The sequence below is a fragment of the Paraburkholderia oxyphila NBRC 105797 genome (assembly GCF_000685075.1).
Classification (GTDB): domain Bacteria; phylum Pseudomonadota; class Gammaproteobacteria; order Burkholderiales; family Burkholderiaceae; genus Paraburkholderia; species Paraburkholderia oxyphila.
Genome location: NZ_BAYD01000047.1, coordinates 57,268 through 80,477 on the forward strand (window position 1 = coordinate 57,268; position 23,210 = coordinate 80,477).

Sequence of the window (23,210 nt, forward strand, 5' to 3'; positions counted from 1 at the left end):
CTTGTCAAGGCTCCTGGAAGGAAATTTAGCCGTTGACCGTCTTGCAACTTCCACTATACTTCGTACCCGAAGCACGGCCTTACACCATATGTTGTGTTGTTCAGCGGCGCCCCGCTCTGACGAGCATGGCGCCGCACGCATTAGTGGCACAGGAAAATTGTGCGGTGCAGCTGGCCGAGAAACCGGCGCACCGGCTGTAATCGAGAAAAAAGGTACAGCCAATGATCGCGGCATCCACGATGAAGACCGAAGCGTCCCGTGACTCATCTGCCTTGCCGCATCCGGCAGCCTCGCCAGGCTGGCTTTTCTTCTCCGCCGAATCGACCGCGCACACGGGGGCGCGGCGTCCGTATTAACTCGCGAAAACCCTTCGCTCATTTCCAGGACCAGGAGCTTTGCACATGCAAACGACCGATAACGTCTCGACCCAGTACGAAGGCGCGCCTGCCGCGCGCACGCTGGGTGGCCAGCCGCAGGACGGCCAGGCCGGCGCGACGCAGTTCGCCGACCACAAGGTGATCCGCCGTAACGGCAGCGTTGTGGGCTTCGAGCCGTCGAAGATCGCCCTCGCGATGACCAAGGCATTCCTGGCCGTCAATGGCGGGCAGGGTGCGGCGTCGGCGCGCGTTCGCGAGCTCGTCGAGCAGCTCACGCAGAACGTCGTGCGCGCACTCGTGCGCAGCCGTCCGAACGGCGGCACGTTCCACATCGAAGACATCCAGGATCAGGTCGAGCTCGCGCTGATGCGCGGCGGCGAGCACAACGTCGCGCGCGCCTACGTGCTGTATCGCGAGAAGCGCAACCAGGAGCGCGCACACGCGCCGGAAACGGCAGCAGCAGCGTCCGGCATCAACGTCACGGACAACGGCGTGACGCGTCCGCTCGACATGCACGCACTGCGCGCGCTGATCGTGTCGGCCTGCGATGGTCTCGGCGATGCGGTGAACGCAGATCCGATCGTCGCGGAAACGGTGAAGAACCTCTACGACGGCGTGCCGATGTCGCAAGTCTATGACTCGGCGATTCTCGCAGCGCGCACGATGATCGAAAAGGACCCGGCATACAGCCAGGTCACGTCGCGCATCCTGCTGCACACGATCCGTCGCGAAATTCTCGAAGAGGAAGTGACGCAAGCCGACATGGGCTGGCGCTATGCGGAGTACTTCCCGCAGTTCATCAAGCGCGGCGTCGAAGCGGGCCTGCTCGACGACAAGCTCCAGCAGTTCGACCTGAAGCGTCTCGGTAACGCGCTCGACGCGGGCCGCGACCTGCAGTTCGGCTACCTCGGCCTGCAGACGCTCTACGACCGCTACTTCCTGCACGTGCACGGCACGCGCATCGAGATGCCGCAGGCATTCTTCATGCGTGTCGCGATGGGCCTCTCGCTCAACGAGATCGACCGCGAAGCGCGCGCGATCGAGTTCTACAACGTGCTCTCGTCGTTCGACTTCATGTCGTCCACGCCCACGCTGTTCAACTCGGGCACGCACCGCTCGCAGCTCTCGTCGTGCTACCTCACGACCGTTGCCGACGACCTCGACGGTATCTACGAAGCACTCAAGGACAACGCGCTGCTCTCGAAGTTTGCTGGCGGCCTTGGCAACGACTGGACGCGCGTGCGCGCGCTCGGCTCGCACATCAAGGGCACCAACGGCAAGTCGCAAGGCGTCGTGCCGTTCCTGAAGGTCGTGAACGACACGGCTGTCGCCGTGAACCAGGGCGGCAAGCGCAAGGGCGCGGTGTGCGCGTACCTGGAGTCGTGGCACCTCGACATCGAAGAATTCCTCGAACTGCGCAAGAACACCGGCGACGACCGCCGCCGCACCCACGACATGAACACGGCGAACTGGATTCCCGACCTGTTCATGAAGCGCGTGATGGAAGGCGGTGACTGGACGCTGTTCTCGCCGTCGACCTGCCCGGATCTGCACGACAAGTTCGGCGCCGAGTTCGAGCAGGCTTACACGGCTTACGAAGAGAAGGTCGCGCGCGGCGAGATCAAGCTGTTCAAGAAGATCCCGGCGGCGCAGATGTGGCGCAAGATGCTCGGCATGCTGTTCGAAACCGGCCATCCGTGGATCACGTTCAAGGACCCTTGCAACATTCGTTCGCCGCAGCAGCACGTGGGCGTCGTCCACTCGTCGAACCTGTGCACGGAAATCACGCTGAACACCAGCGATACCGAAATCGCCGTGTGTAACCTGGGCTCGGTGAACCTCGTCGCGCACATGGTCGAACAGGCCGATGGCACGTACGCACTCGACCACGACAAGCTCAAGCGCACCATCAGCGTGGCGATGCGCATGCTCGACAACGTGATCGACATCAACTACTACGCGGTGTCGAAGGCGCGCAACTCGAACCTGAAGCATCGCCCGGTCGGCATGGGCATCATGGGCTTCCAGGACTGCCTGCACGTGCTGCGCACGCCGTTTGCTTCGCAAGAGGCGGTGGAGTTCGCCGACCGTTCGATGGAAGCCGTTTGCTACTACGCGTACTGGGCGTCGACCGAGCTGGCAGCCGAGCGCGGCCGCTACTCGACCTACCGCGGCTCGCTGTGGGATCGCGGCATCCTCCCGCAGGACACGCTCAAGCTGCTCGCCGAGCAACGCGGCGGCTATGTGGAAGTCGACTCGAGCGAGTCGATGGACTGGACCTCGCTGCGCGAGCGCATCGCCACGCACGGCATGCGCAACTCGAACTGCATCGCGATCGCGCCCACGGCCACCATCTCGAACATCATCGGCGTCTCGCCGTGTATCGAGCCGACGTTCCAGAACCTCTATGTGAAGTCGAACCTCTCGGGCGAATTCACGGTGGTGAACGACTACCTCGTGCGCGACCTGAAGGCGCGCGGCCTGTGGGACGAAGTCATGGTCGCCGACCTCAAGTACTTCGACGGCATGCTCTCGCGCATCGACCGCATCCCGGCCGACCTGCGCGCGGTGTACGCGACGGCGTTCGAAGTGGACCCGACGTGGCTCGTCGAAGCGGCTTCGCGTCGCCAGAAGTGGATCGACCAGGCGCAATCGCTGAACATCTTCATGGCAGGTGCATCGGGCAAGAAGCTCGATGAGATCTACAAGCTCGCCTGGATCCGCGGCCTGAAGACCACCTACTACCTGCGCACGATGGCGGCCACGCACGTCGAGAAGTCGACGGTCGCGCACGGCGCGCTCAACGCAGTGCCGACGGGTGGTAACGGTGGCGGTGCGGGCAACGCAGGCGGCGCTGGCTTCGGCGTGGCGGGTGGTGCCGGCAACGGCGCGGGCTCGAGCGTGATGCAGGCAGCGCCGGCGGTGGAAGCCGCACCCGAAGCGGACGGTCCGGTGTGCATGATGCGTCCGGGCGACCCCGGCTTCGAAGAGTGTGAAGCCTGCCAGTAAAGCGGCAGCGCGCGATGCAACATCGCGCGTCGCATTTGCGTCCGACTGCAGGACCGCAAGCACCAGTAGTCAGTAGTAAACAGTAGGTAGTCGACGTAACGGGCGGCGCGCGCAATGCGCGTCGCCCGACTCCCCCGGCGGCGCGCGGCACGCGCGTTGCGACGCGCGAACGAGAAGCGAAAGCGGCGCGCAAAGACGGGATGCACGAAGCGCGTAACAGGAAGGAATCCCTGGAGTTTCACGCGCGAGCAAACGGCGCGCAGCGAACCCACCTTCACTCGCGCTCACGATGTCGCGAAGACCAACGAGCAGCCTCGCAAGTGCGATGTTCAAGCGACGATGACGCGATGCTCACGCACCGCTCACACGACGCAATCGACACAGAGCGACAACAAAGTGTTGTATCGAGGTCGCAAGGCGAATCGAAAACAGGAATTTTCGTGTGCGAACCCTTTTATCGCGCATGAAAAGATGGTACAAACCGATCTAAATTGATGGTGACATTTATGCTCAACTGGGATGACGAGAACACGGCCGTAACTCCGTCGAGCGGTGCGCAGCAAAACGCAATGCGCAACCTCGCGGGTGAAGCTGTCTCTGTTCCGCAAACGCAGTTCGGTCTGCGTTCGGCTCCTCAGTCTTCTTCGGCGACCAACATCTTCTCCGCCGACTTCGCAGTCGCACCGCCGCCGCAGGCGCCGGTCTCGACCGAAGCCCGCGTGAATGTCGCCGACAAGCGCATCATCAACGGCCAGACCGACGTGAACCAGTTGGTCCCGTTCAAGTACAAGTGGGCTTGGGAGAAGTACCTGTCCGGCTGCGCGAACCACTGGATGCCGCAGGAAATCAACATGTCGCGCGACATCGCCCTGTGGAAGGACCCGAACGGTCTGACCGAGGACGAGCGCCGCATCGTCAAGCGCAACCTCGGCTTCTTCGTCACCGCCGACTCCCTCGCCGCCAACAATATCGTGCTCGGCACCTACCGGCACATCACGGCGCCCGAATGCCGCCAGTTCCTGCTGCGCCAGGCGTTCGAAGAGGCGATCCACACGCACGCGTACCAGTACATCGTCGAGTCGCTGGGTCTGGACGAAGGCGAGATCTTCAATGCGTACCACGAGGTCAAGTCGATCCGCGACAAGGACGAGTTCCTGATCCCGTTCATCCACGTGCTCACGGACCCGGCGTTCAAGACCGGCACGCTCGAAGCGGACCAGGCCCTGCTCAAGTCGCTCATCGTGTTCGCCTGCATCATGGAAGGCCTGTTCTTCTATGTGGGCTTCACGCAGATCCTCGCGCTCGGCCGCCAGAACAAGATGACCGGTGCTGCGGAGCAGTATCAGTACATCCTGCGCGACGAGTCGATGCACTGCAACTTCGGCATCGACCTGATCAACCAGATCAAGCTCGAGAACCCGCAGCTGTGGACCCCGGCGTTCCGCGCGGAGATTACCGAGCTGTTCAAGCATGCGGTCGATCTCGAATACCGCTATGCTGAAGACACCATGCCACGCGGCGTGCTGGGTCTGAACGCGTCGATGTTCAAGAGCTATCTGCGCTTCATCTGCAACCGTCGTTGCCAGCAGATCGGTCTCGATACGCTGTTCCCGAACGAAGAGAACCCGTTCCCGTGGATGAGCGAGATGATCGACTTGAAGAAGGAACGCAACTTCTTCGAGACGCGCGTGATCGAATATCAGACGGGCGGTGCGCTGTCCTGGGAATAACCCGGGCGCACTGCGGTACCAGGTCTTTTGGGGTTGCCGTGAGGCGCCATGCGGGCGCCTCGACCGGCATGATGATTAGGAGCAGGAACGCCTGATGCAAAGCGTGCCCGGAGCCAGGCTGGCTCATCTACGTGCAAGGCACTTTGCGAACCCTTCAGTGGGATGGGCAAACTTCCCCCCGGAAAAGGGCGTGGGTCGTGTGACCTGCGCTTTCAACGAACATTGGCCGGTGTCGGTATCCGACGCCGGATCGATCTGGCGCGCGGTGCCTCGTGGCACGGCGCGCCTTACCGCATTCATTAGCGTAAGCGCGCGGGATCAGCGTACGCCGATGAATAGCCCGCTTCGTAGTGTGCGCCGTGAGAAGCGTTCGCGGGAAGCGGGTTTTGACGAAGGGTGTAGTTTGAACTGACTCTCATCTGAACCTGAAGGAGAAGAAAAATGGCTACTGCCAAGAAGAAACCGGCGGCTAAGAAAGCCGCAGTGAAGAAGGTTGCAGCGAAGAAGGCCGCTCCGGCGAAGAAGGCCGCAGCGAAGAAGGTCGCGGTGAAGAAGGTTGCAGCGAAGAAAGTCGCCGTGAAGAAGGTTGCTGCGAAGAAGGCAGCACCGGCGAAGAAGGCCGCAGCGAAGAAGGTTGCAGCGAAGAAAGTCGCCGTGAAGAAGGTTGCTGCGAAGAAGGCAGCACCGGCGAAGAAGGCCGCAGCGAAGAAGGTTGCAGCCAAGAAAGTCGCGGTGAAGAAGGTTGCCGCGAAGAAGGCAGCACCGGCGAAGAAGGCCGCTGCCAAGAAGGCGCCTGCGAAGAAGGCTGCTGCCAAGAAGGCCGCGCCTGCGAAGAAGGCTGCCGCCAAGAAGGCTGCGCCTGCGAAGAAGGCTGCCGCGAAGAAGGCTGCCAAGAAGGCACCTGCGAAGGCGGCCGCTGCCGCGCCTGCTGCCCCCGCTGCTGCACAACCGGCCGCGCCGGCAGCAACGGTGAAGACGGCGCTGAACCCGGCCGCAGCATGGCCGTTCCCGACCGGCAGCCGTCCGTAAGCAGTACGAGCCGAAGCGCGCGAGAGTCAGTCAAAACGCGCGCTTCGGTGGCGGGGCCTGGCGATGTCCCTGCGGGTGAGTCCGCAGGTGTGCTCGCAAGGCCCGCTCCCAGTCCCGTCGCCGGGTTTGTCCGCGACGGGATTTTTTTCGTCTGTACGCCTGATCCACCTGCCTCTCATGCGTGCGCCGCACAAGCCGCGTTGGGCGCGGGCGTGAAAAAAGGCGCATGCACAGGGGAGCACATGCGCCTGAGGTTCCGCAGGAGGGCGCAAGGCGCCGCTGCGGTACAGGGGAAACCGGGTTGTGGTTACAGGTGACTAGTGCGTCACACGCGTGACGCCGCCGCTCGAGAGCAGGCGCACACGGTCGCCGGCCTGGAAGACCTCGCCAGTGGCCGATTGCGTGATCGCGCGGTAGTCGCCGTTGTCGAGGCGCACCGTGATCTCGAGGCCGTCGCGCATGGCCACGCCGTTCTCGACCGCGTTGCCGGCCACGGCGCCCGCGATGCCGCCGATGATGCCGGTGATGATCGAGCCCGTGCCGCCGCCGATCTGGCTGCCCGCCACGGCGCCGAGCGCGCCGCCGCCCACCGCGCCGAGCCCGCTCGGCTGGCCGTTGTTGGAGCTGATCTTCACCGCGCGCACGCTTTCGACGGTGGCCATGCGCACGGTGGCTTCACGTTGCGCCTGCGAGGCGGTGTAGACATCGGCGGAACTGCTGTTATACGCGCAGCCTGTCATGGCGAGCGAGCCCGCGATCATGACGGCGACCATCAGACGACTTGTTGTTTTCATTTCCCGTAACTCCAATGAGTGCCGCTATCCGCAAGGGTAGCGGCACCCGGATTCAGAGCGGCAACTCGTAATCGAACGCCGTCTTGAATCGTTCTTTGATTTGCGCCTTCGTGGGCGCATAGTTTTGCGGGCCAAGATGCTCGATCTTCAGCGCGCCCATGAGGCTCGCGAGACGTCCTGTAGTGGCCCAGTCGAGGCCGTTCTCGATACCGTAGAGCAGGCCGCCGCGGAACGCGTCGCCACAACCCGTGGGATCGAGCACCTGCTCGGCCTGCACCGGCGGAATTTCTTCCATGCCGCCGTTGTGGTAGATCTGTGAGCCGTGCTCGCCGCGCGTGACGATCAGCGCGTCGACGTGGCTCGCGATCTCGTCGAGTGACCAGCCGGTGCGATGGCTGACCAAATTGGCTTCGTAGTCGTTGACCGCCACATAGGTCGCAAGTTCAATGGCGCGTCGAAGCGACGCACCGTCGAACAGCGGCAATCCTTGACCTGGATCGAAGACAAACGGGATGCCCGCCTTCGCGAATTGCTCCACGTGCTGGACCATGCCGTCGAAGCCGTCCGGGGCGACGATACCGAGCTTGATGCCGGGCGCTTCGTCGGCGCGGTTCAGGTGCGATTGCATCATCGCGCCCGGGTGGAAGGCCGTGATCTGGTTGTTCTCGAGGTCGGTCGTGATCATCGCCTGCGCGGACCACGTGTCGGGCAGCACGCGCACGTGCGCCTTCGAGAGTCCAAGCGTGTCGAGGCGCTCGAGGTAGGGCTGCGCATCGGCGGCGCCGACCGTCGCCATGATGCGCGCGTCGCCGCCGAGCAGATGCAGCGAGTAGGCGATATTGCCCGCGCAGCCGCCGAATTCGCGGCGCATCGTCGGCACGAGGAAGCTCACGTTCAGGATGTGGACCTGCTCGGGCAGGATGTGCTCCCGAAAGCGGCCTTCGAAAGTCATGATGTTGTCGTAGGCGAGCGAGCCGCAGATCAGCGTAGCCAAGGCGGGGATTCCTGTAATGCGTGTGGTGGAGAGGGCGGCGCGGCGCGGGTGCCGCAGCGGGTGCCGCAGTCAGGGCGATTGAGCCGGCATGGCGCCGGGACTCAATCCAGCTCGCGCGCGCCGCGACAGAGATTACTTCAGTGCGGCAAGCGCGGCGTCGTAGTTCGGCTCGTCCTTGATTTCGCTGACGCGCTCGGCGTAGACGACGTTGTCGTTCGCGTCGATGACCACCACGGCACGCGCCGTGAGGCCGGTCAGCGGGCCGCTCGTGACGTCCACGCCATAGGCTTGCGCGAACTCATGGCCGCGGAAGGTCGACGCCGTGACGACGTTCTCGATGCCTTCGGTCGTGCAGAAGCGCGCGGCGGCGAACGGCAGGTCGCCCGAGATGACGACGACAGCCGTGTTGTCGAGCTTGGCGGCGGCTTCGTTGAACTTGCGCGTGGAGGTGGCGCAGACCGGCGTGTCGAGGCTCGGCACGATGTTCAGCACCTTGCGCTTGCCGGCGAAATCGGCGAGCGCGACGGGCTTGAGGTCCTTGCCGACGAGCGAGAACGCGGGGGCCTTCTGGCCGGCCGTCGGGAAGGTGCCGGCGACGTCGATCGGGTTACCGCCTAGCGTGACTTGACTCATGATGTGCTCTCCGAATGCAGTGCTGTTGTGGTGAAGGGCGCACCCGGCTTTGGCCGGGTGCAGGTAACGCGCGCCCGCGCGTCTACGGGCGCCGGCGCGGTAGTTCAGGGATAGAAGATTTCGATGCGGAAGTTCGACGCGACCACGTTGCCGGTGTCGAGCCGCACGATCATCGTCTGCGTGGTCTGCGCGGGCAGGCCGGCTTCGATGGGCGTGCCGGGCGGCGCGTAATCTTGCGGCCACAGCACGCGGCGCACGACGATAGTGTTCTGGCGATCGAGCAGCGTGAGCTCCATGGCCGGATACGCGAGCGCCACGTCGAAGCGGTTGTGCAGCGGCACCTTCAACTCGAGGTGATGCGGGTCGTCCACCTGGCGCAGATCGGACGGTTGGACCTGGAGACCGTCGATGTCGCGTGGCGCTCGCACGCTGCAGCCGAGCTGCGCGCAGGCCTGTTGATAGTACGGTTGCGAGGCGGGCCAGGAGACCATGATGGTTTCGCGCAGCCACCAGGCGAGTTGTGCGGCAAGTGTCGCGAGCAGCACGAGCGCGATCAGCACGCCCACGATGCGCCAACCCGTGCGCGGTTGCGCGCGAGTGGGCGCTTCACGCGTGACCGCGAAGGGCTCGCCCCCGACGTTGGGCTCGATCGCGCTGAACGCGGGCACGGCGAATGACTCGGCCGGTGCGCGCCGGAACGCGGGCTCGGGGTCGGCCTGAGCGCTATGAATTGCTTCGTTCGCCGAAAGGGTCGGCTCGATATGGCCGGACGTTGCGGATCCTGCGGCGAATGCCGCGTCGCGCCCGATGGGGTGCGAGAGCGTGGGCTCCTCGTGGGCGCCGCGCACCATCCTCGGGGTGACTCCGGGCGCGAGTCCTCCGCGTGGCAGATGGCCGGCGTCGTACTGCAGGCCCGGATCGAGTTTGCTGTCCGGAGGGATCGCCCAGGGATCCCAGGCGCGTCCCGCGAAATTGGGTGGGCTCGGCGCTGCGGACTCCGTGGCTGCTGACGCGGGTTCGCCTTGAGGTGCCTGATCGGAGACTTGTGCAGGCGCCTGATCGGTTCCATGAGCGGCTTCATGAACGGCTTCATGAACGGCTTCATGAACGGGCTCCTGAGCAGGCGCCGCCTGTGGCGCTGGCGGTGCGGTCAGGCTTGCCGCTATATCGGCCGCGACCGGCGTGGCCTGATCGAAATCGCCGTTTTCGGGCAGCTCGTACAGGCTACCCGACGCGTCGAACGCTTCCTGACAATGCCCGCAGCGCACGAGACCGCGGCGCGCGGCGAGGTGCACCGGCTGGATGCGGAAGACGGTTTCGCAGAAGGGACAGCGCGTTGCCAGAAGCATGTGTGCCGTGGAACCGGAGGGTTGGCGATACGCCATTCTACTGGCAATCCACAGCGGTCTACGACTTCGCAGGTCGCGCCTGGGGCGCGATCAGATCCCGCGCGCGACCTGTCTACGCGCGGCGCGTGCCGGCGAGGCAGACCCAGCCTTCGTGCTCGCGCCAGACCGAAATGTCGATCCAGCGTGCGTAAACCTCGGCGACTTCCTCGGCCTGGCGCGCGAGGATGCCCGAGAGCGCGAGCCGTCCGCCCGGCTTCACACGCGACGAAAGCATCGACGCCATCAGCTTGAGCGGATTCGAAAGAATATTCGCGACGACGATATCGAACTCGCCCGCGGGGCAGTCGTCGGGCAGGCCGTAGGTGACCTCGGCGTGATTGCGTTCACTGTTGTGGCGCGCCGATTCGACCGCCTGCGGATCGATGTCGATGCCGATCACCGGATTCGCACCGCACTTCTTCGCGAGGATTGCGAGGATGCCCGAGCCGCAGCCGTAGTCGAGCAGCGAATTGCCGGGCTGCACATGTTGCTCGAGCCACTCCATGCACAGCCGCGTGGTGGGGTGGCTGCCGGTGCCGAATGCGAGGCCCGGATCGAGCTCGAGCACGAGCGCGTCCGGATCGGGCGCGTCGTGCCACGAAGGCACGACCCAGATGCGCTCGCCGATCGGGATCGGATCGAACTGCGATTGCGTGAGCCGCACCCAGTCCTGCTCTTCGACTTCGCGCAGCGAGAACTTCGGCGTATCCGCGAGACCCAGCTCGTTCGCGGCAGCCGCGAGCAGCACGGCGGGATCCTGATCGTCGCCGATCAGCGCGATCACGCGCGAATGCTGCCACGCGGTGCGCTCGGGCGTGAGACCCGGCTCGCCGAAGAGCGGCTGCTCGTCGGGCGTGTCGGCGTCGGCGTCTTCCACCGACACCGAAAGGGCGCCAAGCTCGATCAGCGCGTCGGAAAGGGCTTCCGCGCGATTGCGATCCAGCTCGACGATCAGTTCCCGATAGCTCATGAATTACGCTTCGTCCTTCTTCACGGCCTGACGCTCGGCCAGACGGCTTTCGAGGTAGTGAATGCTCGTGCCGCCTTCGACGAACTTCGCATCGAGCATCAGCTCGCGGTGCAGCGGGATGTTCGTCTGGATGCCTTCGACGACCATTTCCGAGAGCGCGATGCGCATGCGCTGGATGGCCTGCTCGCGCGTCGCGCCGTAGGTGATCAGCTTGCCGATCATCGAATCATAGTTCGGCGGCACGAAATAGCCATTGTAGGCATGCGAATCCACGCGCACGCCCGGGCCCCCCGGCATGTGCCACGAGGTGAGACGGCCCGGCGAAGGCGTGAACTTGAACGGATCTTCGGCGTTGATACGGCACTCGATCGCGTGGCCCTTGAGCTGGATGTCGCGCTGGCGGAACGCGAGCTTCTCGCCGGCCGCAATGCGGATCTGCTCCTGCACGATGTCGATGCCGGTGATCTGCTCGGTGACCGGGTGCTCGACCTGCACGCGCGTGTTCATCTCGATGAAGTAGAACTCGCCGTTCTCGTAGAGGAATTCGAACGTGCCCGCGCCGAGGTAGCCCATCTTCTTGCACGCGTCGGCGCAGCGGTCGCCGATGCGGTCGAGCAGGCGGCGCGCGATGCCCGGCGCCGGCGCTTCCTCGATCACCTTCTGGTGGCGGCGCTGCATCGAGCAGTCGCGCTCGCCGAGCCACACGGCGTTCTTGAACGAGTCGGAGAGCACCTGAATCTCGATGTGACGCGGATTCTCGAGGTACTTCTCCATGTAGACCTGCGGGTTGCCGAAGGCGCGGCCCGCTTCTTCCCTGGTCATGTTGACCGCGTTCACGAGCGCCGCTTCCGTATGCACGACGCGCATGCCGCGGCCGCCGCCACCGCCCGAGGCCTTGATGATGACCGGGTAGCCGATCGAGCGCGCAATCTTCACGATCTCTTTCGGATCGTCGGGCAATGCGCCTTCCGAGCCCGGCACGCACGGCACGCCGGTCTTGATCATCGTCTGCTTGGCCGTGACCTTGTCGCCCATCATGCGGATCGTTTCCGGGCGCGGGCCGATGAACGTGAAGCCCGATTGCTCGACGCGCTCGGCGAAGTCGGCGTTCTCGGAGAGGAAGCCATAGCCGGGGTGGATCGCTTCGGCGTCGGTGACTTCGGCCGCGCTGATGAGCGCCGGCATGTTCAGATAGCTCAGATTCGAAGGCGCCGGGCCGATGCAGACCGCCTCGTCGGCGAGCTTCACGTACTTGGCTTCCTTGTCGGCTTCCGAATAGACGACGACCGTCTTGACGCCGAGCTCGCGGCACGCGCGCTGGATGCGGAGCGCGATTTCGCCACGATTGGCAATGAGGATTTTTTCAAACATGGTGGGTATTCGACTCATCAATGGGCGCCGCCAGACGCTCGAGCGGGCACCTCAGCGGATCGGTCGCGTGCGTCGCCATCTGCAGGCGCCAAACGCGACAAACGCGGCGCGGCCAGCAAAAGAAGGCCACCGCCGCGCGCAGAAAAGCTTAGGCGATCACGAAGAGCGGCTGGCCGTATTCGACCGCCTGGCCGTTGTCGACGAGGATTTCCTTGACCACGCCGGCCGCGTCCGACTCGATCTCGTTCAGGAGCTTCATCGCTTCGATGATGCACAGCGTCTGGCCTTCCTTGACCGTGTCGCCCACCTGGACGAACGGATCGGCGCCCGGCGACGGCGCGCGGTAGAACGTGCCGACCATCGGCGAGGTCACGACGTGGCCTTGCGGCACGACCGGCGCGGCAGCAGCGGGGCTCGCGGCGGCTTCGGCCGCGTGAGCGGGCGCGGCGAGCGGGGCGCCGGCGATCGGCGCGGCATATTGCGCGACACCCGGCTGCACGTAAACCGGCGGCGCATTCTTGACGATGCGCACCTTGCCTTCGCCCTCGGTCACTTCGAGCTCCGAGATGCCCGATTCGGAGACGAGGTCGATCAGAGTCTTCAGCTTACGTAGATCCATGGTGCAGCCCCTTTGCTTTGCATACGTGAGTACCCGGGCGCGCGCGCCCCGGCACGGGTTTGGTGTTGTCTTGCAGAATGCCTCAGGTCTCTCGCCGTCGAGCTCACGCGGCCGAACCGGCCGCGAGCCGGTCGAGCGCGTATTCGAGCGCGTAGAGATAACCCTTCCAGCCGAGGCCGCAGATGACACCCTCGGCCTGGTCGGAGAAATACGAGTGGTGCCGGAAGGCCTCGCGGCGATGGACGTTCGAGAGGTGAATCTCGACGAACGGAATGCCGACGCCTGCCAGCGCGTCCCGGATTGCCACGCTCGTGTGCGTGTACGCCGCCGGGTTGATCAGGATGAAATCCGTCTGCTCGCTGCGAGCCGCCTGAATGCGGTCCACCAGCGCGCCTTCGTGGTTGCTCTGAAACGTTGCCAGCTCCACGCCGGCATCGGCGGCACGGTCGGCAAGCGCCTGATCGATCTGCGGCAGCGTCACGCGCCCATAGACCTCGGGTTCCCGGGTGCCGAGAAGATTGAGGTTGGGGCCGTGCAAAACCAGCAGTCGCGTCATGGTGGCTTCTTTTTCCGTGGAATTGCGCGAACTTTAGCGCCGATTAGAGAAATTTGTCTAGTTTTCCAAACGGATGATATGGCCCCGATCATGGGCCCGGTGACGCGCGCGGGGCGATCTTCCGTCAACTACCCCAAATTCCGCAGCAAAAAGTGCCTTACGGCCCTTAAGCTCCGGTCAATTATTCCGCGGCGTTTGGCGCATGTCAGAGTGTATCAAGGGTGTGACGCAGCTCGTCCATCTTGATTTGGCCTAATTTTGTCGCACGTACCGTGCCGTTCGCGTCGATTACGACGGTGTAAGGCAAGCCGCCCGCGGCGTTGCCGAACGCGCGCGCGACGTCCGCGCCGCCGAATCCGGCAATGTAGATGGGATAGTCGACCGGGACTTTCTGGAGAAAGGTTTTGATGTTGGCGGCCGAATCGACGCCAAGGCCCACGAACTGGATGCCTTTCTTCGCATACTCGCGTTGCAGTGCGGAGAGCTCGGGCATTTCTTCGACGCATGGCCCGCACCACGACGCCCAGAAGTTCACCACGATCGGGTGGCCTTTATAGATGGAGAGCGACTGGGCCTTGCCGTCGGGGTTGGTCACGGGGGCCGACCAGAGCTGGCCGACCGCATCCGGCCTGGCCGCGACCGAGGCCGCATCGGCGACGCTGGTGTTGCCGCTGTTTGCATAGTGTCCCGCCAGGATGCCGCCGCCGGCTGCCACCGCCGCCACTGCGACGCCGGCCAGAATCCGCTTCGTGTTCATTGCTGCGCTTAAGCTCTATATGAGTCAGGTGGTGGAGGAGGTGGCGCCGCTTTCGTCGATCAGCGCCTGGAGCGCCTGCGCATTCGCGCGCGGCAGACGCCCGCGTGCATCGGCGCGCACGGCGCCGCGCAGGTCGTCGGTATTGTAGAGCGCCACGTGAATGCCGACCGGCTCTTCAACGCGCGACGGCTGCCACATGAAGCTGAACGTTTCCACGTAGCCTCGCGCGGCGAAATGGCGCGTTTCCGAGACGTCGTACTGCACGTTCGCGTTCAGGAGCCAGATCGCGACGTCCTTCGCGTTGTCGCAGAAGATCTGCAGATGAATATCCGAGTGCTCGCCGGCCGTACCGTTGAGCACCGCGCCGGTGAGGAACGGATTGAACGACTCGAGCCGCCGCATCCATTCGAGCGCGATCTCGCGCAGGCGCCGCAGGATCGCCGGCTGGTGCTCGCCCTGAAAGAGGGCCTGATATTCGCGGATCTCGTCTTCGATCTGATCGTTGTCGGGCAGCCAGGCGCCTTCGATGCGCGTGTCCCCCACCACCTGCCGCGCGGCCTTGCGTTTGGCGGTGGCGTAGTCGAGGCCATCCTCGGCGATCATCCTTGCTGCCGCGATGGCGATTTCCTCGCGCACGCGCTGGGGATCGAAATGTGATCTGCGAACCATGCGTCCATCATACTAGAGATCGCATGGCGTCCTGTTCGGCGCCCATCCGCGCTGACTCAGGCCGCATCGTCGGTTCATCGGCCCGCTGCGGCGAAAAAGCCGCAGGGCGTCGGGTACAATACCGTTCTTTGCTCCGGCGGCTTGCGCCGCCGTCTTCGCTGTCCCCATCCCTATAAACCGTTTTAACCCGTTCACGACGCCCGCGCGGCGCGACAGGCTTATGCACATCCATATCCTCGGCATCTGCGGCACGTTCATGGGCGGTCTGGCCGTGCTCGCGCGCAGCGCGGGCCACACGGTGACCGGCTGCGACGCGGGCGTGTATCCGCCGATGAGCACCCAGCTCGAAGCGCAGGGTATTCGCCTGATCGAGGGTTACGACGCGAGCCAGACCGAACTCAATCCCGATCTCTATGTGATCGGCAACGTGGTGACGCGCGGCAATCCGCTGATGGAGGAGATCCTCAATCGCGGCCTGCCGTACACGTCGGGGCCGCAGTGGCTCGGCGAGCACGTGTTGAGCGACAAGTGGGTGCTCGCCGTGGCGGGCACGCACGGCAAGACCACGACGAGCTCGATGCTCGCGTGGCTGCTCGAAGACGCGGGCCTGAACCCCGGCTTCCTGATCGGCGGCGTGCCGCTGAACTTCGGCATCTCGGCGCGTCTCACCGACTCGAGCTTCTTCGTGATTGAAGCCGACGAGTACGACACGGCGTTCTTCGACAAGCGCTCGAAGTTCGTCCATTACCGTCCGCGCACCGCGGTGCTGAACAACCTCGAATTCGATCACGCCGATATCTTCCCCGATCTCGCCGCCATCGAGACGCAGTTCCATCATCTCGTGCGCACCATTCCGGGCGTGGGCCGCGTCGTCTCGAACGGGCGCAGCGACGCGCTCGATCGCGTGCTCGCGCGCGGTGTGTGGAGCGAGGTGGAGCGCTTCGGCGTGGATGGCGGCTGGCAGGCGTTGCCGGCCGAGCAGGGCGTGCCGCTCGACGAACGCTTCGCGGTCTATCACAACAGCGAGCGCGTGGGCGTGGTCGACTGGCAGATCCAGGGCGAGCACAACCGCATGAACGCGCTCGCCGCGATTGCCGCCGCGCGCAGCGTGGGCGTGCCGCCCGCGCAGGCCGCGCAGTCGCTCGCCACCTTCCGCAACGTCAAGCGCCGCATGGAAGTGCGCGGCAGCGTGGACGGCGTGACGGTTTACGACGACTTCGCGCACCATCCCACCGCGATCGAAACGACGATCGCCGGGTTGCGCACGCGCGTGGGCAACGACAATACGCGCATCCTCGCCGTGCTCGAGCCGCGCTCGAACACGATGAAGCTCGGCGTGATGAAGGCGCAACTGCCGGCGAGCCTCGCCGACGCCGACCTCGTGTTCGGCTACGGCGCGCCGGGCGGCAAGGACGCGCTCGGCTGGGACCTCGCGGGGGCGCTCGCGCCTTTGGGCGAGAAGGCGCGCGCGTACCACGACATCGACGCGCTCGTGAAGGCCGTGGTGGCGGCCGCGCGTCCCGGCGACCAGGTGCTGGTGATGAGCAACGGCGGATTCGGCGGCGTGCATCAGAAGCTGCTCGATGCGCTGTCGGCGCGGAGAGCGGCGTGATCGTCTATCTGCACGGATTCCGTTCGTCGCCGCAATCGTTCAAGGCGCGCTTGCTGGACGCACGCCTCGAAGCGCTCGGGCGTAGTGGCGAGTGGCTGTGCCCGATGCTGCCGGTCTCGCCGGTGGAGACGGTGGCGCTCGTCGAGCGCGAGATCGCCGCGCGTGCGCAAGCAGGCGAGCGCATCACGCTGATCGGCAGCTCGCTGGGCGGTTTCTTCGCCACGCATCTGGCCGAAAAGCACGGCTGGCACGCCGTGCTGCTCAATCCGGCGGTGACGCCGGAGCGCGACCTGTCGAAGTATCTGGGCGAGCAGCCGCTCTGGCACGGCGGCGGCAGCATCGTCGTCGAGCCGCATCATCTGGAAGAACTGCGCGCGCTGGCCGTGACTCAGGTGACGGAGCCGCAGCGCTACTATCTGATCGCCGCGACCGGCGACGAAGTGCTCGATTACCGCGAGATGCTCGCGCATTATCCGGGCGCGAGGACGCACCTGATCGAAGGCAGCGACCATGGCATCAGCGAATTCGCCGATTACGTCGACGATGTGATCCGGTTCTGCGGAGCGCCCTCTGGCGGAGCGCCCTCTGGCGACGTGCCTTGATGCGTCGCCCGTTCGCGCCGCGCGCGCGAACGCCTGTATGTATATAGCAGCACCGCCTGGGCGCATCGCCCCCGCGGTCCAAGCAAGTCTGAACGAGAGTGTTGAGTGAACGTCTTCTTTGAGGAATCGGGCAGTTTCAAGGCGGGCAGCGTGCTGTCGCGCCAGGGCGATGCGTTTCAGGTGGAGTTGCCGGGTGGGCGGCGCGCCAAGGTGCGCGCGAAAGACGTGCTGATCGAATTCGAGAAGCCCGCCGCCGGCGATCTGCTGGAGCAGGCGGACGCCGCCGCACAGGAAATCGATCTCGATTTCCTGTGGGAATGCGCGCCCGCCGATGAATTCGCGTATACGGCGCTCGCGAGCGAGTACTTCGGCGAATCCTATGGCCCGGTCGAGCGCGCCGCGCTCGTGCTGCGTCTGCACGGCTCGCCCGTGTACTTCCGCCGCAAGGGGCGTGGCCAGTATCAACGCGCGCCCGAGGAGCAACTGAAGATGGCGCTCGCGTCGCTCGAGCGCAAGCGTCAGCAGGCGCTCGTGCAGGCGGGCTACGAAGAGGATCTCAAGGCGGGCAAGCTGCCCGAGGCGCTCAAGGACAAGGCGCTGGGTCTCCTCACGAAGCCCGACAAGAACACCATCGAATACAAGGCGCTCGAGGCGGCCGCGGCCGCGCGCGGTATTTCGATGCCGCGCCTGATGCTCGAATGCGGCGGCATCGCCACGCCGCGTGCGCTGCACGAGGCGCGCTTCCTCGCCGAGTTCTTCCCGCACGGCACAGGCTTTCCGGGCGTGGAGGTGGGTGCGCTGCCCGATGATCTGCCCGATGCGGCGGAGCACGTGCAGGCGTTCTCGATCGACGACGTCACCACGACCGAAATCGACGACGCGTTCTCGATCGAGCATCTCGCCGACGGCCGCGTGCGCATCGGCATCCACATTGCGGCGCCGGCGCTGGGCATCAAGCGCGGCGACACGGCCGACACGGTCGCGCGCACGCGCCTGTCGACGGTGTACATGCCCGGCGACAAGATCACCATGCTGCCCGACGATTTCGTCGATGCCTTCACGCTGAAGGAAGGCGGCATGCGCCCGGCGCTCTCGCTCTACTGCATCGTGAACCGCGAGACGCAGGAGATCGTCGCCACGGAAACGCGCGCCGAGCGCGTGTTCGTGAAGAACAACCTGCGCCACAACACGCTCGACGAGGTTGTCACCGAGGAGACGCTGGCCGCGGGCACGGGCGACTATCCGCACAAGGACGACATCGCCGTGCTGTGGCCGTTCGCGCAGGCGCTCTTCGAGAAGCGCCAGCAGGCGCGCGCGGGCTACGGCCTGCGCCGCGAAGTGCAGCGCAATACCGACTACAACTTCTACGTGGACGGCGAGCATGTCACCATCACGCCGCGCCGCCGCGGTTCGCCGCTCGACCTGATCGTCGCGGAGCTGGCGATTCTCGCCAACTCCACGTGGGGCGCGTTCCTGAACGACCACGGCGTGCCGGGCATCTATCGCTCGCAGCGCGCGTTCGGCGCGCCCACGGGCCCCAAGCGCACGCGCATGCAAACCAACGCCGCTCCGCACGAAGGCCTGGGCGTTGCGCAGTACGCGTGGAGCACCTCGCCGCTGCGCCGCTACGTCGACCTCGTGAACCAGTGGCAGTTGCTCGCGTGCGTCGAGCACGGCGTGGCCGCCAAGCTGGTCGCGCCGTTCAAGCCCAAGGACGCCGATCTGTTCGCCGTCGTGCAGGGCTTCGACGAGACCTACACCGCCTACGCCGATCATCAGCGCCGCATGGAGTACTTCTGGTGCCTGCGCTGGCTCCAGCAGGAAATGCGCGGTGACGGCAACGGTGAAGCCCGCCGCGAATTCCCGGCGACCGTCGTGAAGGACGATCTGGTGCGCTTCGAGGAAGTGCCGCTGCTCATGCACGTGCCCGCGCTCGGCGTGCACGCGCGCGGCACGCGCCTGATGATGGAGGTGATGTCGATCGACGAGCTGACGATCGAGGCGTCGGTGCGCATGCTGCGCGTGCTCGACGCGCCGGTCGTCACGAGCGGCGCCGAGGCCGAAGAGGACACGGGCGAGGACGAAGAGCTCATCGAAGCCGCCGACGAATCCGCGCAAAGCGAAGCGGAAGCGCTCGCCGAAGCCGATGCGCCTGCCGATGCAAGCGCTTCAACCGACGCAGCCGAAGGCGAGGGCGGTGCGCAGGAAGGCGTGGAAGTGCAGCAATCCGCGCATTTGAACGAACAACACGCCACGGAGCCGCGCGCATGAGCGCCGAGCCAATTCAGCGCGATCGCTATGCGGTGGTCGGCAATCCGGTCGCGCACAGCAAGTCACCGTATATCCACGCGCAGTTCGCGGCCGCGACCGGCGAACGCGTCGACTATGACCGCTTGCTTGCGCCGCTCGACGGCTTCGTCGAGCACGTGCAGGCGTTTCGCGCCGCAGGCGGCCGCGGCCTGAACGTGACCGTGCCGTTCAAGCTGGAGGCGCATGCGCTGGCGAACAGGCTGTCGCCGCGGGCGGCGGCGGCGGGCGCCGTGAACACGCTGCGCTTCGACGAAGACGGCATTTTCGGCGACAACACCGATGGGTTCGGCCTCGTTCGCGACATCGAGGTGAATCTGGGCGTCTCGCTCAAGGGCGCGCGCGTGCTGTTGCTGGGCGCGGGCGGTGCGGCGCGTGGCGTCGTGCTGCCGATGCTCGAGCGCCAGCCGCGCGAGATCACGATCGTGAACCGCACCGCGCAAAAGGCGCATGCGCTCGTCGAGCAGTTCGAAGGCGCCGCGCGCGAGTTCGGTTGCCTCATCAATGGCGGCGGTCCGGACGCGGTCTATCGCGACCCGGTCGATGCCAAGCCCTACGACGTGATTGTCAACGCCACGGCTGGCAGTCTCGACGCGGCGCTGCCCGAGTGCGATGCACGCGCGTTCGGCACGGGCTCGCTTGCCTACGACATGATGTACGGCGCCGAACCCACCGTGTTCATGCGCCACGCCGAGTCGCTGGGTGCACGCGCATCGGATGGGCTCGGGATGCTGGTGGAGCAGGCCGCCGAGTCGTTCTTCGTGTGGCGCGGCGTGCGCCCCGATGGCGCGCCCGTGCTGGCCGCGCTGCGCAAGCAGTTGGCGGCGCAAGCCTGACGCGTGCCTGCCGGTCCCTGAGCCGGCACAGAACCACACCAACAGGGGAGTCGCGACGCCATGCGTAGAGAAGCCTCGGGGCCGCACGCAGCAGGACTCGGTGAAGGACGATACGACGCGCAACGCGAAGGGTCATTCGATCATGGCGTTGCCGCGCTGAGCGCCAAGCGCCCCGGCGCCTTGCGCTGGCTCGTCTACGCGGTGCTGGTGTTCGGCGTGGCGTGGCTCGCGACGCAGCTCTTCTACTTCGCGCAGATCGCCGTCTGGAATTTCGCCGATCCGCAGTCCACGGCCTTCATGCGCACCGACGAGGCGCGTCTATCCGCCGACCGTCCCGACCTCGACATCCAGCACCAGTGGGTGCCGTACGACCAGATCTCGCGCAATCTGAAGCGCGCGATCATCGCGTCCGAGGACGCCAACTTCGTCAACAACAACGGCTACGAAACCGACGCCATCCTGCAGGCGTGGGAAAGAAACAAGAAGCGTGGCCACATCGTGCGCGGCGGATCGACGATCACGCAGCAACTCGCGCGCAACCTGTTTCTATCGCGCGAGAAGAGCTATATCCGCAAGGGCCAGGAGCTCATCATCACGTGGATGCTGGAGACGTTGCTCGACAAGGAGCGCATCTTCGAGATCTATCTGAATTCGGTGGAGTGGGGCAATGGCGTCTATGGCGCGCAGGCCGCCGCGCGCTACTACTACCGCACGACGGCGGCGAAGCTCACGCCGTGGCAGTCGGCGCGGCTGGCGGTGATGCTGCCGCAGCCGAAGTATTTCGACGAGCATCGCAACTCGCCGTATCTCGCGCAGCGCTCCAGAGTAATCGCGCGCCGCATGGGCGCCGCGGAACTCCCGCCGTCGTCGCAATAGCCTCCGCAGTAGCGGTCGCGACTCACGCACAAAACGAAAAAGCGCCGGACGAGCCGGCGCTTTTTTCATCAACTTCCCGCTATTGGCGCTTACTGCCGTGCAAGCCGCGCGTTGTCCGGCATCGGCATGTTGAAGTTGGTGCGGAACGGATTGATGTCGAGGCCGCCGCGCCGCGTGTAGCGCGCGTACACCGCGAGCCGGTCCGGTTTGCACTCGCGCAGGATGTCCATGAAGATGCGTTCGGCGCATTGCTCATGAAAGCCCGTGTGGTTGCGGTACGAAATGATGTAGCGCAACAGGCCCGCCTGGTCGATCTGCGGCCCCACGTAATGGATCTGCACGCTGCCCCAGTCGGGCTGGCCCGTCACGGGGCAGTTCGACTTCAGCAGATTCGAGAACAGCGTCTCTTCCACCGGCGACTCGTCTAACGCGGCCTTGAGCAGCGTCGGGTCCGGGTGATAGACCTCGGTGTCCAGGTCGAGCCGGTCGAGCGAAAGACCGTCGAATTCCTCAAACGGAATCTTGCCGAACGCGCCCGGCTGATCGAGCCGCACGGAAACCGGCGCGCCGCAGGCCGCCGACACGTCGCGCTTGATCGTGTCGCGCACGACATCGGCAGACTCGAACGGCGTCTGCGCGAACGAGCCCAGATAGAGCTTGAACGACTTCGATTCGACGATGTTGGGCGAATCGGCGGGAATGAAGAACGTGGCGATGGCAATCTGCGGCTTGCCGCGCGCGTTGAGCCAGGACAGCTCGTAGGCGTTCCAGATATCGGTGCCGAAGAAGGGCAGTTGCGCGCCAATGCCGATCGCCTCGCGCGCGGTCGCGCGCGGGATCGGAAACAGCAGCGAGGCGTCGTATTGTTCGGTGTACCTGGCGGCCTTGCCGAGCGGGGATTGTTCGGGAGTCATGATGCGCTGGTTTCAGTTGGTGCGTCTTTCGGTGCGTCGCTCGACGCTTCGTTCGTTGCGCCCGCGCGCGCCGTGTGGCTTGCGTCCACAGCACTGGCGGGGGGCGCGGGGTTTGCCACGCCGCTTGCCACGTGACCGGTCGCCGTGACCGAACGGGCCGATTCGCAATGGCGGATCTGGTCGTCGAAGAAAAAGTCGGGTTCGAACTCGCGCAGGAACGGGCCTTTGTCGAGTCCGCCGAGGAACATCGCTTCGTCGATTTCGATGTTCCAGGCCATGAGCGTGCGAATCGCACGCTCATGGGCAGGCGCGGAGCGGGCGGTCACGAGCGCAGTGCGGATGCGCATGGTGGCGTTGGCATCCGCGAGCTTCTGCAGCCGGTTGAGCGCTTCGAGCAGCGGCTTGAGCGGCCCTTGTGCGAGCGGCAGCTCGCAGTTGTCGCGCTCGTGGCTCACGAAGGCGCTCAAGCCCTCGTGCTGGAAGATCTGCTCGGCTTCATCGGAAAACAGCACCGCATCGCCGTCGAACGCGATGCGAATCTCGTGCGCGTTGCGTTCCGACATTGTCGCCGATTCTGGAAAGACGCGTGCGGCAGGGAAGCCGGCGTCGAGCGCGCCGCGCACGTCCTCGGGATTCGCCGAAAGAAACAGCGACGCGTTGAGCGGCTTGAGGTAGCGCCACGGCTCGCGTCCGCGCGTGAACACGCCGCGCTGGATGTCGAGTTTGTGCTCGCGGCACGAGCTGAACGCGCGCAGCCCGCTGATGGGATCGCTGCGCGAGAGTATCACCACCTCTACGTGATGCGCGCCGTTGTTCAGCGCGAGCAGCTTGCGGATCAACGCGAACGCCACGCCGGGCCGCGCGGGCACGTTCAGGCGTTCGCGCTGCAGCGCCTCGTAGTCGCGCAGGTCGCCGGTCTCGTAGACGTGGTTCTCCTCTTCGAAGTCGAAGAGCGCGCGCGACGAGATGGCGACGACGAGCTTGTCGGAGAGCGAAACGGCCATGATCGTCGTGCTTTAGGCGAGGAACAGACGGTAAGCCGGATTCTGCGTCTCTTCCCAATGTGGATAGCCAAGCGTGGCGAGGAAACGGCGGAACTCCGCGTCCTCAGCCGCCGGCACCTGAATGCCCACGAGAATCGAGCTGTAGTCGGCGCCCTGGTTGCGG

General features: G+C 65.2%; 21 protein-coding genes and 1 pseudogene. 9 read left to right on the forward strand and 13 right to left on the reverse strand.

The window, feature by feature from the left end:
* Positions 1-401: 401 nt before the first annotated feature.
* The 4 genes from BO1_RS26480 (at position 402) to BO1_RS26490 (ending at position 6,145) form a co-directional block, all read left to right on the forward strand.
* Positions 402-3,386, forward strand: a complete 2,985-nt coding sequence (locus BO1_RS26480) for a ribonucleoside-diphosphate reductase subunit alpha (RefSeq protein WP_028220138.1) — start codon at positions 402-404, stop codon at positions 3,384-3,386.
* A gap of 506 nt (positions 3,387-3,892) precedes the next feature.
* A complete protein-coding gene (locus tag BO1_RS26485; RefSeq protein WP_028220139.1) occupies positions 3,893-5,116 on the forward strand; it encodes a ribonucleotide-diphosphate reductase subunit beta in 1,224 nt (407 codons plus the stop codon).
* Positions 5,117-5,210: 94 nt separating this feature from the next.
* A complete protein-coding gene (locus tag BO1_RS61340; RefSeq protein ID WP_084688200.1) occupies positions 5,211-5,528 on the forward strand; it encodes a hypothetical protein in 318 nt (105 codons plus the stop codon).
* A 29-nt stretch (positions 5,529-5,557) separates the two neighbouring features.
* Complete coding sequence (locus tag BO1_RS26490; protein WP_028220140.1) at positions 5,558-6,145, forward strand: histone H1-like DNA-binding protein; 588 nt, start codon at positions 5,558-5,560, stop codon at positions 6,143-6,145.
* A gap of 317 nt (positions 6,146-6,462) precedes the next feature.
* On the opposite strand, the gene BO1_RS26495 is transcribed toward BO1_RS26490, so the two are convergent.
* From BO1_RS26495 to BO1_RS26540, 10 genes are all read right to left on the reverse strand, one after another.
* The gene (locus BO1_RS26495) at positions 6,463-6,939 is read right to left on the reverse strand and encodes an outer membrane lipoprotein (RefSeq protein ID WP_028220141.1); all 477 of its coding nucleotides are present in this window, start codon (positions 6,937-6,939) and stop codon (positions 6,463-6,465) included.
* Between the two features lie 52 nt (positions 6,940-6,991).
* Positions 6,992-7,933, reverse strand: coding sequence for a carbohydrate kinase family protein (locus BO1_RS26500; protein ID WP_028220142.1), 942 nt, complete (start codon positions 7,931-7,933; stop codon positions 6,992-6,994).
* A gap of 132 nt (positions 7,934-8,065) precedes the next feature.
* The gene (tpx, locus tag BO1_RS26505; RefSeq protein ID WP_028220143.1) at positions 8,066-8,566 is read right to left on the reverse strand and encodes a thiol peroxidase; all 501 of its coding nucleotides are present in this window, start codon (positions 8,564-8,566) and stop codon (positions 8,066-8,068) included.
* A 104-nt stretch (positions 8,567-8,670) separates the two neighbouring features.
* On the reverse strand, positions 8,671-9,915 hold the full coding sequence (locus BO1_RS26510; protein ID WP_028220144.1) for a zinc-ribbon and DUF3426 domain-containing protein: 1,245 nt from the start codon (positions 9,913-9,915) through the stop codon (positions 8,671-8,673).
* Between the two features lie 112 nt (positions 9,916-10,027).
* The gene (gene prmA / locus BO1_RS26515; protein ID WP_028220145.1) at positions 10,028-10,924 is read right to left on the reverse strand and encodes a 50S ribosomal protein L11 methyltransferase; all 897 of its coding nucleotides are present in this window, start codon (positions 10,922-10,924) and stop codon (positions 10,028-10,030) included.
* A gap of 3 nt (positions 10,925-10,927) precedes the next feature.
* The gene (accC, locus tag BO1_RS26520) at positions 10,928-12,295 is read right to left on the reverse strand and encodes an acetyl-CoA carboxylase biotin carboxylase subunit (protein ID WP_028220146.1); all 1,368 of its coding nucleotides are present in this window, start codon (positions 12,293-12,295) and stop codon (positions 10,928-10,930) included.
* A gap of 148 nt (positions 12,296-12,443) precedes the next feature.
* A complete protein-coding gene (accB, locus tag BO1_RS26525; RefSeq protein WP_028220147.1) occupies positions 12,444-12,914 on the reverse strand; it encodes an acetyl-CoA carboxylase biotin carboxyl carrier protein in 471 nt (156 codons plus the stop codon).
* A gap of 103 nt (positions 12,915-13,017) precedes the next feature.
* Positions 13,018-13,470 (reverse strand): type II 3-dehydroquinate dehydratase, encoded by a 453-nt coding sequence (gene aroQ, locus BO1_RS26530; RefSeq protein ID WP_028220148.1) that lies wholly within the window; start codon positions 13,468-13,470, stop codon positions 13,018-13,020.
* A 205-nt stretch (positions 13,471-13,675) separates the two neighbouring features.
* Complete coding sequence (locus tag BO1_RS26535; RefSeq protein WP_028220149.1) at positions 13,676-14,227, reverse strand: TlpA family protein disulfide reductase; 552 nt, start codon at positions 14,225-14,227, stop codon at positions 13,676-13,678.
* Between the two features lie 24 nt (positions 14,228-14,251).
* On the reverse strand, positions 14,252-14,896 hold the full coding sequence (locus tag BO1_RS26540; protein WP_028220150.1) for a hypothetical protein: 645 nt from the start codon (positions 14,894-14,896) through the stop codon (positions 14,252-14,254).
* Positions 14,897-15,116: 220 nt separating this feature from the next.
* Here BO1_RS26540 and mpl point away from each other — a divergent pair, with 220 nt between their 5' ends.
* From mpl to mtgA, 5 genes are all read left to right on the forward strand, one after another.
* Positions 15,117-16,508 carry a UDP-N-acetylmuramate:L-alanyl-gamma-D-glutamyl-meso-diaminopimelate ligase gene (gene mpl, locus BO1_RS26545; protein ID WP_028220151.1) on the forward strand — a complete coding sequence of 464 codons (1,392 nt, stop codon included), beginning with the start codon at positions 15,117-15,119 and terminating at the stop codon, positions 16,506-16,508.
* Positions 16,505-17,110, forward strand: coding sequence for a YqiA/YcfP family alpha/beta fold hydrolase (locus tag BO1_RS26550; protein WP_028220152.1), 606 nt, complete (start codon positions 16,505-16,507; stop codon positions 17,108-17,110). The genes mpl and BO1_RS26550 overlap by 4 nt, the downstream gene beginning before the upstream one ends.
* A gap of 105 nt (positions 17,111-17,215) precedes the next feature.
* Positions 17,216-19,381 carry a ribonuclease catalytic domain-containing protein gene (locus tag BO1_RS26555; protein ID WP_028220153.1) on the forward strand — a complete coding sequence of 722 codons (2,166 nt, stop codon included), beginning with the start codon at positions 17,216-17,218 and terminating at the stop codon, positions 19,379-19,381.
* Positions 19,378-20,253: a shikimate dehydrogenase gene (gene aroE, locus BO1_RS26560; RefSeq protein WP_028220154.1), complete on the forward strand. Its 876-nt coding sequence runs from the start codon at positions 19,378-19,380 to the stop codon at positions 20,251-20,253. Before BO1_RS26555 ends, aroE begins: the two co-directional genes overlap by 4 nt.
* A 60-nt stretch (positions 20,254-20,313) precedes the next feature.
* Positions 20,314-21,129, forward strand: a complete 816-nt coding sequence (gene mtgA / locus BO1_RS26565) for a monofunctional biosynthetic peptidoglycan transglycosylase (protein ID WP_084688201.1) — start codon at positions 20,314-20,316, stop codon at positions 21,127-21,129.
* A gap of 89 nt (positions 21,130-21,218) precedes the next feature.
* Here mtgA and queF read toward each other — a convergent pair whose 3' ends face one another.
* The 3 genes and pseudogenes from queF to BO1_RS57950 form a co-directional block, all read right to left on the reverse strand.
* Entirely contained in the window at positions 21,219-22,043 is an 825-nt protein-coding gene (gene queF, locus BO1_RS26570; RefSeq protein WP_028220156.1) for an NADPH-dependent 7-cyano-7-deazaguanine reductase QueF, read from the reverse strand.
* 110 nt (positions 22,044-22,153) lie between these two features.
* Positions 22,154-23,047: pseudogene (locus BO1_RS52820) on the reverse strand (5'-nucleotidase); the annotation flags it as partial.
* A gap of 12 nt (positions 23,048-23,059) precedes the next feature.
* Positions 23,060-23,210, reverse strand: a 151-nt coding sequence (locus tag BO1_RS57950; protein WP_156992409.1) for a hypothetical protein, incomplete at its 5' end; no start/stop codon positions are given.

Bases quoted from the DNA above. Each gene is read 5' to 3' on its own strand.
- BO1_RS26490 (WP_028220140.1), top strand. From the start codon at position 5,558: ATGGCTACTGCCAAGAAGAAACCGGCGGCTAAGAAAGCCGCAGTGAAG.
- BO1_RS26485 (WP_028220139.1), top strand. From the start codon at position 3,893: ATGCTCAACTGGGATGACGAGAACACGGCCGTAACTCCGTCGAGCGGT.
- mtgA (WP_084688201.1), top strand. From the start codon at position 20,314: ATGCGTAGAGAAGCCTCGGGGCCGCACGCAGCAGGACTCGGTGAAGGA.
- accB (WP_028220147.1), bottom strand. From the start codon at position 12,914: ATGGATCTACGTAAGCTGAAGACTCTGATCGACCTCGTCTCCGAATCG.
- queF (WP_028220156.1), bottom strand. From the start codon at position 22,043: ATGACTCCCGAACAATCCCCGCTCGGCAAGGCCGCCAGGTACACCGAA.
- BO1_RS26480 (WP_028220138.1), top strand. From the start codon at position 402: ATGCAAACGACCGATAACGTCTCGACCCAGTACGAAGGCGCGCCTGCC.
- mpl (WP_028220151.1), top strand. From the start codon at position 15,117: ATGCACATCCATATCCTCGGCATCTGCGGCACGTTCATGGGCGGTCTG.
- aroE (WP_028220154.1), top strand. From the start codon at position 19,378: ATGAGCGCCGAGCCAATTCAGCGCGATCGCTATGCGGTGGTCGGCAAT.
- BO1_RS26535 (WP_028220149.1), bottom strand. From the start codon at position 14,227: ATGAACACGAAGCGGATTCTGGCCGGCGTCGCAGTGGCGGCGGTGGCA.
- accC (WP_028220146.1), bottom strand. From the start codon at position 12,295: ATGTTTGAAAAAATCCTCATTGCCAATCGTGGCGAAATCGCGCTCCGC.
- aroQ (WP_028220148.1), bottom strand. From the start codon at position 13,470: ATGACGCGACTGCTGGTTTTGCACGGCCCCAACCTCAATCTTCTCGGC.
- BO1_RS26495 (WP_028220141.1), bottom strand. From the start codon at position 6,939: ATGAAAACAACAAGTCGTCTGATGGTCGCCGTCATGATCGCGGGCTCG.
- BO1_RS26510 (WP_028220144.1), bottom strand. From the start codon at position 9,915: ATGCTTCTGGCAACGCGCTGTCCCTTCTGCGAAACCGTCTTCCGCATC.
- prmA (WP_028220145.1), bottom strand. From the start codon at position 10,924: ATGAGCTATCGGGAACTGATCGTCGAGCTGGATCGCAATCGCGCGGAA.
- BO1_RS26540 (WP_028220150.1), bottom strand. From the start codon at position 14,896: ATGGTTCGCAGATCACATTTCGATCCCCAGCGCGTGCGCGAGGAAATC.
- BO1_RS61340 (WP_084688200.1), top strand. From the start codon at position 5,211: ATGCAAAGCGTGCCCGGAGCCAGGCTGGCTCATCTACGTGCAAGGCAC.
- tpx (WP_028220143.1), bottom strand. From the start codon at position 8,566: ATGAGTCAAGTCACGCTAGGCGGTAACCCGATCGACGTCGCCGGCACC.